This is a genomic window from Streptomyces sp. NPDC049040 (assembly GCF_043197715.1).
In the GTDB taxonomy this organism is placed as follows: Bacteria; Actinomycetota; Actinomycetes; order Streptomycetales; family Streptomycetaceae; genus Actinacidiphila.
The window spans coordinates 103,453-115,766 of sequence record NZ_JBICTO010000008.1 but is presented as its reverse complement, the minus strand read 5'-3'; the positions used below and the strand labels follow the sequence as shown (position 1 = coordinate 115,766).

At 73.9% G+C, this 12,314-nt stretch carries 11 protein-coding genes and 1 tRNA gene; 7 read left to right on the top strand and 5 right to left on the bottom strand.

Annotation, left to right across the window (positions count from 1 at the left end; genetic code table 11):
• Positions 1–341 precede the first annotated feature (341 nt).
• Positions 342–1,649 carry a hypothetical protein gene (locus ACGFMP_RS21695; RefSeq protein ID WP_393674417.1) on the top strand — a complete coding sequence of 436 codons (1,308 nt, stop codon included), beginning with the start codon at positions 342–344 and terminating at the stop codon, positions 1,647–1,649.
• Positions 1,650–1,664: 15 nt separating this feature from the next.
• Here ACGFMP_RS21695 and ACGFMP_RS21690 read toward each other — a convergent pair whose 3' ends face one another.
• Both ACGFMP_RS21690 and ACGFMP_RS21685 read right to left on the bottom strand, forming a co-directional pair.
• Positions 1,665–2,348, bottom strand: a complete 684-nt coding sequence (locus tag ACGFMP_RS21690; protein WP_393674416.1) for an FMN reductase — start codon at positions 2,346–2,348, stop codon at positions 1,665–1,667.
• Positions 2,345–3,436, bottom strand: a complete 1,092-nt coding sequence (locus ACGFMP_RS21685) for an LLM class flavin-dependent oxidoreductase (RefSeq protein ID WP_393674415.1) — start codon at positions 3,434–3,436, stop codon at positions 2,345–2,347. Before ACGFMP_RS21685 ends, ACGFMP_RS21690 begins: the two co-directional genes overlap by 4 nt.
• A 308-nt stretch (positions 3,437–3,744) precedes the next feature.
• Here ACGFMP_RS21685 and ACGFMP_RS21680 point away from each other — a divergent pair.
• Together ACGFMP_RS21680 and ACGFMP_RS21675 are read left to right on the top strand one after the other, a co-directional pair.
• Positions 3,745–3,817 (top strand) — tRNA-Arg (locus tag ACGFMP_RS21680).
• A gap of 46 nt (positions 3,818–3,863) precedes the next feature.
• Positions 3,864–4,814: a pseudouridine synthase gene (locus ACGFMP_RS21675; protein WP_393674414.1), complete on the top strand. Its 951-nt coding sequence runs from the start codon at positions 3,864–3,866 to the stop codon at positions 4,812–4,814.
• A 7-nt stretch (positions 4,815–4,821) separates the two neighbouring features.
• Here the strand turns inward: ACGFMP_RS21675 and ACGFMP_RS21670 are convergent, their stop codons facing one another.
• Positions 4,822–5,631: a VOC family protein gene (locus ACGFMP_RS21670; protein WP_393674413.1), complete on the bottom strand. Its 810-nt coding sequence runs from the start codon at positions 5,629–5,631 to the stop codon at positions 4,822–4,824.
• Between the two features lie 241 nt (positions 5,632–5,872).
• Between ACGFMP_RS21670 and ACGFMP_RS21665 the strand changes: the two genes are divergently transcribed.
• The gene (locus tag ACGFMP_RS21665; protein ID WP_393674412.1) at positions 5,873–6,076 is read left to right on the top strand and encodes a hypothetical protein; all 204 of its coding nucleotides are present in this window, start codon (positions 5,873–5,875) and stop codon (positions 6,074–6,076) included.
• A gap of 93 nt (positions 6,077–6,169) precedes the next feature.
• Here the strand turns inward: ACGFMP_RS21665 and panD are convergent, their stop codons facing one another.
• Positions 6,170–6,598 carry an aspartate 1-decarboxylase gene (gene panD / locus ACGFMP_RS21660; RefSeq protein WP_393674411.1) on the bottom strand — a complete coding sequence of 143 codons (429 nt, stop codon included), beginning with the start codon at positions 6,596–6,598 and terminating at the stop codon, positions 6,170–6,172.
• A 119-nt stretch (positions 6,599–6,717) separates the two neighbouring features.
• On the bottom strand, positions 6,718–8,826 hold the full coding sequence (locus ACGFMP_RS21655) for an FUSC family protein (RefSeq protein WP_393674409.1): 2,109 nt from the start codon (positions 8,824–8,826) through the stop codon (positions 6,718–6,720).
• A 117-nt stretch (positions 8,827–8,943) separates the two neighbouring features.
• Between ACGFMP_RS21655 and ACGFMP_RS21650 the strand changes: the two genes are divergently transcribed.
• The 3 genes from ACGFMP_RS21650 to ACGFMP_RS21640 all read left to right on the top strand — a co-directional run bounded on the left by ACGFMP_RS21650 (position 8,944) and on the right by ACGFMP_RS21640 (position 12,290).
• Complete coding sequence (locus ACGFMP_RS21650) at positions 8,944–9,378, top strand: MarR family winged helix-turn-helix transcriptional regulator (protein WP_393674407.1); 435 nt, start codon at positions 8,944–8,946, stop codon at positions 9,376–9,378.
• 279 nt (positions 9,379–9,657) lie between these two features.
• Positions 9,658–9,870: a heavy-metal-associated domain-containing protein gene (locus ACGFMP_RS21645; RefSeq protein ID WP_393674406.1), complete on the top strand. Its 213-nt coding sequence runs from the start codon at positions 9,658–9,660 to the stop codon at positions 9,868–9,870.
• A 164-nt stretch (positions 9,871–10,034) separates the two neighbouring features.
• Complete coding sequence (locus ACGFMP_RS21640; protein ID WP_393674633.1) at positions 10,035–12,290, top strand: heavy metal translocating P-type ATPase; 2,256 nt, start codon at positions 10,035–10,037, stop codon at positions 12,288–12,290.
• The last annotated feature ends 24 nt before the right edge of the window (positions 12,291–12,314 follow it).

The window sequence follows — 12,314 nt, the reverse complement described above, 5'->3', positions numbered from 1 at the left end:
GCCCCGCGCCGGGGCGGCAGTGCCGGGCGCGGTGGGGGCAGGAATCCACCGCGACCGCCATCGGACGACCGTCCCTGGTGGCGATGACGGCCACGGAGTGTGGTGCTGCACCTGCACAACGATCACTAACCGCGGGGTCGAATCGGCTAACCCACCCTCACCCGTTCGGCGTGACCCGATGTGCGGACCACCGCCGGAAGGTGTAGTCCGCGGCCACCCGTGAGGGTGAGTGCCGCCGACACCCGTACGCAGCAGTTGCGCGCGCGAGGAAGGCCGCGGGGTCGTTGGCTGGCCTGGAGGGAGTGGCCGCCGTGGCCCGGCGCCGGTGAGGGGGTGCGCATATGGCGACAAGCGCAGACGGGCCGACCGGAGACGCCGCCGAGCCGGGTGACGAGCCGCTCGACACCGAGGAGCGCGCCGAGTTGCTTGCGCTGCGCAAACGTTTCCCGGCGCAACGGTGGTGGCGGGCCGCCTTGTCCGCGCTGCTCATCACACTGGCCGCGGTGCTCGTCCCGCTCAGCGCCGTCGCCGTGTGGGTCGCCGACGAGATGGCGGACACCGACCGCTACGTGGCGACGGTCGCCCCGCTCGCCCGTCATCCCGACGTCAGGGACGCCGTGACCGATCGGGTGACCGATGCCGCGATGGCGAAGATCGACCTGGACTCGCTGCTGTCCAACGTGACACCGCGCGACCGGCCGGAGTTGGAGAAGGCTCTCGGGGCCCTGCGCGGGCCGATCACCGGCGGGATCAGGGACTTCGTCCGGCAGACGGTGGCCGCCTTCGTGGCCAGTGACGCTTTCGCGACGCTCTGGGAGCAGCTGAACCGCCAGGCGCACGCGGCCTTCACCGGTGCGCTGACCGGGGACAGCGACACCGCGGTGCGGGTGGAGGGCGACACCGTCGTACTGAACCTGGCACCGGTCGTCGCGCAGGTGAAGCAGCGGCTGCTGGACCGCGGCCTGAGCGTCGCGTCGCTCATCCCGGAGGTGCGGACCGACTTCGTCCTGCTGCAGTCGAAGGACGTCCGGCAGGTGAGGACCGGTTTCCGGCTGCTGCAGATCGCCGGGAACTGGCTGCCGGTCGTCACCGTGGTCCTGGCCGCAGGCGGCGTGCTGCTCGCCGCGCGACGGCGGCGCGCCCTGGTGGCGGCGGCGCTGGGTGTCGCGGCGGGTGCGGCGGCGCTCGGGATCGGGTTGGCGATCTTCCGCGTCGTCTATCTGAACCATCTGCCCGCGGCCGTCGACGAGGCGGCCGCCGGTGCGGTCTACGACCAGATCGTACGTTTTCTGGTGGTGACCGTACGGATGCTCATCGCACTGGGGATCGTGGTCGCCGCCGGGGCGTGGCTCAGCGGCAGCGGGCGGTGGGCGGTGCGGGTCACGACCGCGTGGGAGACGGCGATCGCCTCGGTGCGGCTGGCCGTCGGGATCAGGACGACCGGGCCGGTCGGACCGTGGGTGCACCGCTACCGCCACCTGCTGCGGGGGGTGGTCGTGGCGGGTGCGGCCCTGGCACTGCTGCTGTGGTCCTACCCGACCGGACTGGTCGTCGTCTTGATCGCGGTCGTGGCGGTCGCCGCCCTGGCGGTCGTCGAATTCCTCGACGACCGGGGTCAACCGGGCGCCGCGAGGGTGAGTTCCGGGTAGCGGCGTCCCCGCGGCTCACTCCTTCGGGGTCAGCGCGGCGAGCTGCCGGTCGAACGGGATGAAGGTTTCGTCAGCCGCCCGGCTGGACACCGGGCGGGCGGTGATCTGGGCGGCGAGTTCGGCGGCCGCGCGGTCGATCCGCTGCGCCAGGCCGTCGTCCCCCGCGGTGCCCCAGTCCTCGGTGGCCGCGTACACCGCGGTCGGCATGACGACCGCCCGCAGGTAGCTGAAAAGCGGCCGCATGGCGTGTTCCAGGACCAGGGAGTGGCGGGCGGTACCGCCGGTGGCGGCGATCAGGACCGGGGCTCCGGCAAAAGCATCCTTGTCGACAATGTCGAAGAAGGACTTGAACAGGCCGCTGTAGGAGCCGGTGAAGACCGGGGTGACCGCGATCAGACCGTCGGCCGAGGTGGCCGCGTCGACGGCGTCGCGCAGTTGCGGGCCGGGAAAGCCGGTCACCATGTTCTGCGCGATGTCGCCGGCGAGGTCCCGCAGCTCGATGACCCTGACCTCGACGTCGTCCGCACCGCCACTTTTGTCGACATTTCCGTCCGTGACATTGCCGTCCGCAGCGTTGCCGTACGCGGCGCTGCCGTCCGCGACATGCCGCTTGGTGGCGGCGGCCAGCCGGTCGGCGAGCAGCCGGGTCGAGGACGGGCGGCTGAGACCCGCGGTGATCACGACGATGCGCCTGGTCACGCGTCCACCTCCTGGGTGTCGCGGCGGGCGAGGAGCGCCTGGTGGGTGGGGCCTTCCGGCACGTGCGCCGGGCGGCCCTTGGCGAATTCGCGGCGCAGTACGGGGACGACCTCCTCGCCGAGCAGGTCGAGCTGTTCGAGCACCGTGCGCAGCGGCAGTCCCGCGTGGTCCATCAGGAACAGCTGCCGCTGGTAGTCGCCGAAGGACTCACGGAAGGCCAGCGTCTTGTCGATGACCTCCTGGGGCGAGCCGACGGTCAGCGGCGTCTGGTCGGTGAAGTCCTCGAGCGACGGGCCGTGGCCGTAGACCGGGGCGTTGTCGAAGTAGGGGCGGAATTCGCGTACCGCGTCCTGCGAGTTCTTCCGCATGAACACCTGGCCGCCCAGTCCGACGATCGCCTGGTCGGGCGATCCGTGGCCGTAGTGTGCGTAGCGCTCCCGGTACAGGCCGATGAGCTTCTTGAAGTGCTCCTTCGGCCAGAAGATGTTGTTGGCGAAGAAGCCGTCACCGTAGTAAGCGGCCTGTTCGGCGATTTCCGGGCTGCGGATGGAGCCGTGCCAGACGAAGGGCGGGACGCCGTCGAGCGGGCGCGGGGTGGAGGTGAAGGACTGGAGCGGCGTGCGGAACTTGCCGGCCCAGTCGACCGTGTCCTCCCGCCACAGTTTGTGCAGCAGGGCGTAGTTCTCCACCGCGAGCGGTATCCCCTGCCGGATGTCCTTGCCGAACCACGGGTAGACCGGTCCGGTGTTGCCCCGGCCCATCATCAGGTCGACACGGCCGTCCGCCAGGTGCTGGAGCATCGCGAAGTCCTCCGCGATCTTGACCGGGTCATTGGTCGTGATGAGCGTCGTGGATGTCGACAGGATCAGCCGATCGGTGCGCGCGGCGACGTAGCCGAGCATGGTGGTCGGCGAGGAGGGAACGAACGGCGGGTTGTGGTGCTCGCCGGTGGCGAAGACGTCGAGGCCGACTTCCTCGGCCTTCTGCGCGATGGTGACCATCGCCTTGATCCGCTCGTGCTCGCTCGGTGTGCGTCCGTTCGTCGGGTCCGTGGTGACGTCGCCGACTGTGAAGATCCCGAACTGCATCTCACCCACCATCCCATTGGTTGATTGTTCAACCACTCGAACGAGGATGCTTCCCCGGGTATTCCCGGCCGCCGACGACCCGCTCCGACCCCGCGCCGAGCACCCTCCTCCGGCCCGCCTCCGGCCCCGCACCCCGCCGCCACTCCCCCGCCTCCGGCCCGGAAGCCCGGTTGCGCAGCCGCCTCAGCGCCATCCGCCGCCCATCCGCTACCCTGTCCTTGGCCGCCGCCAGCGGCAGGCCAGGCCCCTTGCCGACGGCCGGACGACGCCTCCCTCCCGGGGGCCCGCCCAGGTCGTGGACAAGCCCGGCCCCAGTAGCTCAGGGGATAGAGCACGGCTCTCCTAAAGCCGGTGTCGCAGGTTCGAATCCTGCCTGGGGCACACAGACCTTTTCCTCCGGGGGACGAGCGGAGGAGGCGCGGGGCGCATGGCTCGCAGGGCAGGCCGCAGACCACCGCCGTCGCCGCTGCCGCAGCTGGAGGGCGTCGACGCCGTACGGCTGCGGATGCCGGGGGACGGCGCGGAGCGCTGGGCGACCGTCAGGGAACACCTGCTGGGACGCTACGGTGCCGCGATCGGCAACGGCCGGGTGGAGGCCATGCTCGCCGAAGGGCGCTTCGTGACCGCGGAAGGCCCCGTCGGGCCGGCGACGCCCTACCGGCCGGGCGGGTGGGTCTGGTTCCACCGCGACCGCGCGGCCGAGCCGGAGGTGCCGTACCCGGTGGGCATCGTCCACCGGGACGAGCGTGTCGTGATCGCGGACAAGCCGCACTTCCTCGCCACCACACCGCGCGGCCGGCATGTCACGCAGACGGCGCTGGCCCGGTTGCGGCACGACCTGGACCTGCCGCTGCTCTCCCCCGCACACCGGCTGGACCGGCTGACCGCGGGCCTGGTGCTCTTCGTCGTACGCCCCGAGGACCGCGGCGCCTACCAGACGCTCTTCCGCGACCGGCGGGTCCGCAAGGAGTACGAGGGCGTCGCCCTCCACGACCCGGCGGTACGGCTGCCGCGGACCCTGCGCAGCCGGATCGTCAAGGAGCGCGGGCGGATGGCGGCGGAGGAGCGGGCGGACGGCCCGCCCAACGCCGAGAGCCGTGTCGAACTCCTCGCCCACCGCGGCGGCCTCGGCCGCTACCTGCTGCTGCCCGCGACCGGCCGCACCCATCAGCTGCGCCTGCACATGAGCGGTCTGGGGCTGCCGCTGCTGCACGACCCCCTCTACCCGCGCCTGCTGCCGGAGTCCGCCGACGACGACTGGTCCCGGCCGCTGCAACTGCTCGCGCGGGCGCTGGAATTCACCGACCCGCTGACCGGCCGGGAGGTGCGCTACGAGAGCGGTCGGCAGCTGGCCGCCTGGCCGGGCGACGGGGCCTGAGCGGCCGTCAGGCCTCCGGAGAGGCCGGGGCCGCGGGGTCCACCGCGTGCAGCAGCGCGAAGAACGCGCCCTCGGGATCCCTGAGCAGCGCCAGCCTGCCCACGCCCGCCATGTCGGTGCCCGGCATCAGCACCGCGCCGCCGCCCGCGGCGGCCTTGGCGACGGTCCCGTCCACGTCGGGCACCGAGAAATACGGCTGCCAGTAGCTGGTGCCCTCGGGCAGCACGTCCGTGCCGAGCTGCATGATGCCGCCGTGTGAGCCCTGCCTGCCGCCGCCGGCCCTGGACACCACCACGTACGAGCCCGCGTCGCCCGGCAGCGGCATGTCCTCCAGGTCCCAGTCGAAGACGGCACCGTAGAAGCGCTTGGCCTGCGCCGCGTCCGTCGTGTAGAGCTCCGTCCAGCACAGGCCGCCGGCCCCGACGCGGTCCAGGCCGCCGTTCGTCCCCGGCTCCCAGACGGCGAACTCGGCGCCGCCCGGGTCGGTGTACCCGGCGAGCCGGCCCTGCTCGGCGACGGGCATCGGCGGGAAGCGGACGCCGCCGCCTGCCTGCTCCACGGCCTTGGTCGTCGCGTCGGCGTCCGGGGTGTGGAAGTAGACCGTCCAGGCGGGCTGCGCGTGCTCGTCCTGGAGGGGCCCGAGCGCGGCGACGGTCGCGCCTTCCAGCTCGAACATCCCGTATCCCCCCGCCTCGGGACCCGCCGTCCGGAACCGCCAGCCGAAGAGGTCACCGTAGAAGGCGGCCGCGGCGGTGACGTCGCGGCTCCCCAGGTCCACCCAGTTGGGCGCGCCGGGCACGTAGTCACTGGTGAGCATGCTGGAGACCTCCGTGGGCCGAGTGATCGGTGAGGCGATCGATCTGCCGGATTTGGACGCTGTGTCCTCCCTCACACTCAGCATGGCAGCAGCCGCCGGCAATCGGTGTTCCCACGCTCGGCCTGAGGCACCTTCAGCTGGTCAGAGGGGTCGCCGGGCGGCTGGCTCACCGTGGCGGCGCGGCCACTCGCGGTGGTCGGCGGATTCGGGATTGTCAGTGCCCCCGACTAGGGTGGTTCACATGTACGGGGGAAGTCTCGATCAGGCGAACGCCGCTCTGCGCGCGTATGTGCAGGAGCACGGCGACCGGCCGTGGACGGCCGAAGAGCTCGCGGAGCTGGCGCGGTTGCGTGCCCGCTGGACGGCTGCCGCGCGCGGCGCCCGGGTCGGCATACGCCCGGTGTCCGGGCCCGTCATGGGCGCCGCGGTGGTGACGGCGGCGTAGAAGTCCGCAGGGCCGGGGCATTGCCGGCGGGCGCGCTCGGCTTCGCCACCGAGCCTGCGGCGGACATCCTTCGGCGGTACGTCAGGCGCTGTGTCAGACGGTCGTGCGGGCCACGGCGTGCGGGGGGCGCACGGCGTCGGTGCCGGGAGCGGGCTCGGCGGTGTCGTCGCCGAGGGCGGTGATCCGGTTCGCGGCGTCGACATGGACGACGGACGGGCGCAGGGTGCGGGCTTCCGCGTCGTCGACCTGGGCGTAGCTGATGAGGATCACCAGGTCGCCCGGGTGCACGAGGTGGGCCGCGGCGCCGTTGATCCCGATGACACCGGAGCCGCGTTCGCCCTCGATGACGTAGGTCTCCAGGCGCGCGCCGTTGGTGATGTCGACGATGTGGACGAGCTCGCCCGGCAGCAGGTCCGCGGCGTCCATCAGGTCGGCGTCGACCGTGACGGAGCCGACGTAGTGCAGGTCCGCCTGGGTGACGGTGGCGCGGTGGATCTTGGACTTGAACATGGTGCGCAGCACGGTGCCGCCTCCTGTGGATGAGCAGGTCGCGTCCTCGCCCGGGGTACGCGCCGACTCGACAAGGGTAGAGGCCCCGGTCCCGGTTGCGGCGGGGGGCCCGGGGCGGAGTGCGCAATCTCTCAGGCGGCCCCGGGCGCTCCCGCCTCGGGGGAGGCGGCGGGGAGTTGGTGGTAGAGCCGGGCCAGGGCGGTGTTCAGCCGCTGGAGGTGCGGCGGGGGCGCGGCGGTGGGCTGCCGGGGCTCGGTGGCGTCCGGGCGGCGGCCGAGGCGGCGGCGGACCTGGCCGAGATTGCGGGCGGTCAGGACGAGGTGGGTGCGGGCGGCGGCGAGTTCGGAGGGGGACATGGCGGCCAGCGCCCGCGCCTCGCCGACGCACGCCGCCAGCGTGTCCGCCCAGTCCGCGGCGTGCGGTGCGGCGCCGGGGACGGTGCGGCGGGCGAAGAGGGCGCGGTGGGCCCGCGCGGAGGCCGTCGCGTCACCGAGGTCGCGTGCCGCGCGGTCCACGGCGCGGGCCAGCCTGCGCAGCGCCGCCGGCTCCGGCTCGGGTTCGCGCACCGCAGTGAGCAGGTCCTGGAGGGCTTGCAGGGTGCGGGCCGCCCGGCCCCGCATGACCGTCTCGGTGGCCAGCGGCAGCACGAAGTACGCGGCCAGGATGCCGCACGCCGAGCCCGTCAGGATGCCTTCGGGGCGTTGCAGCAGCAGGGCCGAGCCCTGCTCGCCGTTCAGCGAGTAGAGCACCGCCAGCAGGCTGGTCACGCAGAACGCCCACACGGCGTAGCTCACGTCGCGCAGCCATGTGCCGACGAGGAGATAGCAGAAGATCACCGCCACGGCGGCGGGCGCCGTCCCCGCCACCAGGTGGGCGACGAGGGTGCCGGTCACCGCTCCGGTGAGCGCCCCGGCCACCCGCAGCCCGCTGCGGTGCACCACGTCGCCGCGGGCACGGGCGGCGCTGCACACGACGAAGGCGGTGATCACGGTCCATGTCCAGTGGTGGGGGAAGAGGAGGTGGCCCACGGCGAACGCCGCGGCCATCGCGGCGACCAGTTGCGCGCTGAGGCGGGTGTGGGGTTGCGGGCCCTTGCGGGCCGGGGGGCGGGCCGGCTCGGGCGCCGGGCGTTCGCGGGCCGGTAGGGGCCGCACGGCTGCGGCCGCCGCCGCGACCTCGGCCAGCGCCTCGCCGAGGGGGTCGGCGACCGCACCGGTGCCGGCGCGGCCGGGCGCGGCGGCCTCGGCGGGGCTCTGCACCCGGGCCGCCTCCGCCGTCCCGGCCGCCCACGCCGTCCCTGCCGTCCCGGCCGCGGCTACGGCTCCGACTGCGGCTCCGGGCGGGACGATGTCCGCGGCGACCGTCAGCGCTCCCACCCCCGTCGCCCCTTCGGCCCCGTCCGCCCCGCTCCCCGCGGCCGTCCGGTGCACCCCGTCCGACGCCACCGCGGCGCCGGACGGGGCTCCCGGGTGTGGCACGGGGTCCGGCGCGCAGGCGAGGACTTCCGCGTGCAGGACCGCGGCGGCCAGGCGGGCGAGGGGCGCGGCGGGGCGGGCCGGCGGAAGGACGGCCGCGTCGAGCCGGTCCTCCGCGGTCAGGGCCGCACGGTGCAGGGCGAGGGCGGCGCGCGCGTACCGGGGGGTGCCCGGGGGAAGGGTGCGCAGGCGGCGGGCGGCCGGGATCAGGTCGAGGGCGGCCGCGGCGGCCTCCCGGGTGGGGCGGGCGGGAAGCGCGGCCTGGGAGAGCAGCACGCAGGTCACCGCCACGGCCGCGGACACGAGCCCCCACAGCGGCCCGGTGGCCTTGGCGGCGCTGGGCGGTATCGGCACGACCATGACGGCGATGAGCGGGGTGAGGGCCAGCCGTCCGAAGCGCCGTATCCGGCCGCCGAAACGCAGCAGATAGCGTGACGCGCCGACCGCGGCGACGTACATGGCCGCACCCGGCCACGGGTGGTGCAGCATGAAGCGCCCCACATAGGCGGCGGGCAGGGCGATGGCGGGGACGTAGAGCAGGGCGGAGAGACGATGCGCGAGGCTGGTCGCGTGCAGAGTGCGCGAGACCATGACGGCGACCACGGTCGCGATGACGACGATCCCGCCGGGCAGGTCCGCGGCGCGGCACAGCGCCGCGGTGATCAGCAGGGCGGCGAGCGCCGCCACGATCGTGCGGGCGGCGGTACGCAGCCGTACCCGCCCTGGGTCGAGCAGTCGCAGCCGGTCCCGCACGGGCTGTCCCATCCCCTCACCATCCACTACGCCTGGCGTAGGACTGATCCGTCGCAATGTCCGGCTCTACGCCTCATGAACATCCCCAGCCGTCCCAGATAGTACGCCGAGCTTACGAAAATGGCCGCCATGTTTCCTCCCCCGCCGCAGGACCCCGCCGCCGTGCTGCGTCGCGCGGTCAACCGGCTCGGCCGCCGCATGCGTGCCGAGCGGCCGCAGGACGGTCTGCCCCCCGGGCGCCTCGGCGTGCTCGCGCACCTCTACCGCTCGGGTCCGAGCGCCCCAGGCGCCATCGCCGCCGCACTGCACGTGCAGCCGCAGTCGCTGACCCGGACGCTCGCCGCGCTGGCCGGGGACGGGATGGTGAGCAGGACGAGGGACGAGGCGGACGGGCGGAGCCATGTCGTCGCACTGACCGACCGCGGCTTCGCGGCGATGGCCCGGGACGTGGCCCAGGGGGACGCCTGGCTGCGCGAGCGGATGGACGCCGAGCTGAACGACACCGAGCGGGAGGTGCTGCTGCTGGCCGCCGCCCTGCTGGACCGGCTGGCGGATGACGGCTGACGGCTGACGCGGGACAGGCGGACAGGGAGGCGGACGGGGCGGACAGGCGGGCGATCGGGCCGGGCAGGGCGGCCGGCACGTCGGCTGGGCAATGCGGCCGGGCAGGGCGGCCGGCACGGGGCAGGCGACCCAGGGCGGGCGACACAGGAAGGGCCGGTATCCGGGAGCGGGACCCGATACCCCCGGGGGGTGATCGCCGGAATACCCCTAGGGGGTATAAGCTGGTGAGCAGCGGAGCCGGAAAGAGCCGTCTCCGACCACCCGACGAGGAGCACCACCATGAGCGATGTCGTCTACTCGGTGTCCGGAATGAGCTGCGGCCACTGCGAGTCCGCGATCACCCGCGAGGTCACCGCCATCCCCGGCATCACCTCGGTCAAGGCGGTCGCGTCCACCGGTCTGCTGACCATCGCCTCGGAGCAGCCGGTGGACGACGAGACCGTACGGGCCGCCGTCGACGAGGCGGGCTACGAGCTCGTCGGCAGGGCCTGACCACCCACGGAGAGGGGACGGGACGGGCACGGGGAGCACGAACGGGAGCGACGATGAGCGGTATGGACGTACGGCACCAGGCCGGCGGGCGGCAGACCGGCACCGGGACGCAGGACGCCGCCGGGCAGCAGGACGGCCGGTGGGTCGAGCTGGAGATCGGCGGCATGACGTGCGCGTCCTGCGCCGCCAGGGTCGAGAAGAAGCTCAACCGGATGGACGGCGTGACCGCCACCGTCAACTACGCGACCGAGAAGGCGAAGGTCGGGTACGGCGACGGGATCGCGGTCGGCGACCTGATCGCGACCGTCGAGGCCACCGGCTACACCGCGGCGCTCCCCCCGCCGCCCGCGGCCGCCCACGCGCCGGAAAGCGCCGCAGGTCCCGCGCCGGCCGACGCCGAACTCACCTCGCTGCGCGAGCGGCTGACCACGGCGGTGGTGCTCGCCGTCCCCGTGGTCGTGCTCGCGATGGTGCCGGCCCTCCAGTTCGACAACTGGCAGTGGCTGTCGCTGACCCTCGCCTCGCCGGTCGTCGTCTACGCCGGCCTGCCCTTCCACCGCGCCGCCTGGACGAACCTCAGGCACGGCGCCGCGACCATGGACACCCTGGTCTCGGTCGGCACGCTGGCCGCCTTCTGCTGGTCGCTGTGGGCGCTCTTCTTCGGCGACGCCGGCATGACGGGGATGACGGACGCCTTCCGGCTGACGGTGTCCCGTACCCAGGGCGGCAGCGAGATCTACCTGGAGGCGGCGGCAGGGGTCACGGCGTTCGTGCTGGCCGGCCGCTATGTCGAGGCGCGCGCCAAACGCAGGGCGGGGGCCGCGCTGCGGGCCCTGCTCGAACTCGGCGCCAGGGACGTGGCCGTGCTGCGCGGCGGCGCCGAGGTGCGGGTCCCGATCGGCGAACTGGCGGTCGGCGACCGCTTCGTCGTGCGGCCGGGCGAGAAGATCGCCACCGACGGCTTGGTGCGCGACGGCACCTCGGCGGTCGACGCGTCGATGCTCACCGGCGAGTCGGTGCCAGTCGAGGTCGGTCCGGGCGACCGGGTCACCGGCGCCACCGTGAACGCCGGCGGGCGGCTGGTCGTGGAGGCCACCAGGATCGGCTCCGACACCCAGCTCGCCCGCATGGCGCGGCTGGTGGAGGACGCGCAGAACGGCAAGGCGGCGGCCCAGCGGCTCGCCGACCGGATCTCCGGGGTCTTCGTGCCCGCCGTCATCATGCTGGCGCTCGGCACCCTCGCGGCCTGGCTGGCGCTCGGCGAGGGCGCGGAGGCGGCGTTCACCGCGGCCGTGGCGGTCCTGATCATCGCCTGCCCGTGTGCGCTGGGGCTCGCCACGCCGACCGCGCTCATGGTCGGCACCGGGCGCGGCGCCCATCTCGGCATCCTGATCAAGGGTCCCGAGGTCCTGGAGTCGACGCGGGCCGTCGACACGATCGTGCTCGACAAGACCGGGACGGTGACCACCGGTGCGATGACGCTGACCGGGGTGCTGCTCGCCGACGGCGTCGAGGAGCGGGACGCGCTGCGGTTCGCGGGCGCCCTGGAGCACGCCTCGGAGCACCCCGTCGCACGGGCCGTCGCCGCGGGGGCCGCCGAGCGGATCAGGCAGGGGGTCCCCGCGGGCGAGGGCCTGGGAGGCGGGGACGGGCTGCCTGCTGTCGGCGAGTTCACCAGCCTGCCGGGGCTCGGCGTCCAGGGTGTCGTGGAGGGGCACAGGGTGCTGGTCGGGCGCGAGGAGCTGCTGCGCGACCGTTCGCAGCCGCTGCCGCCCGAGCTGGCTGCCGCCAAGGCCGCCGCCGAGGCGGGCGGCGGCACGGCGGTGGCCGTCGGCTGGGACGGCCGTGCCCGGGCCGTCCTGGTCGTCGCCGACGCGGTCAAGCCGGACAGTGCGGAGGCCGTACGGCGCTTGCGCGCGCTGGGGCTGCGGCCCGTGCTGCTCACCGGGGACAACGCGGCCGTCGCGGCGGCGGTGGCCGCGGAGGTGGGCATCGCCGCGGAGGACGTCCACGCCGGGGTCCTTCCCGAGGGCAAGGTCGCCGTCGTGCGCCGGCTCCAGGCCGAGGGCCGTACGGTCGCGATGGTCGGCGACGGGGTCAACGACGCGGCGGCGCTCGCGCAGGCCGATCTGGGGCTCGCGATGGGGACGGGGACCGACGCGGCGATCGAGGCGGGCGACCTCACGCTCGTGCGCGGGGATCTGCGGGTCGCCGCCGACGCGATCCGGCTGGCACGGCGGACCCTGACGACGATCAGGTCCAACCTGTTCTGGGCGTTCGCCTACAACATCGCGGCGCTGCCGCTGGCCGCGGCCGGGCTGCTCAACCCGATGATCGCGGGGGCCGCGATGGCCTTCTCCTCGGTGTTCGTCGTGGGCAACAGCCTGCGGTTGCGGGCGTTCTCACCGTCGGCCGGGTAGGGGGCGTCGCCGCTGCGCCAGGAT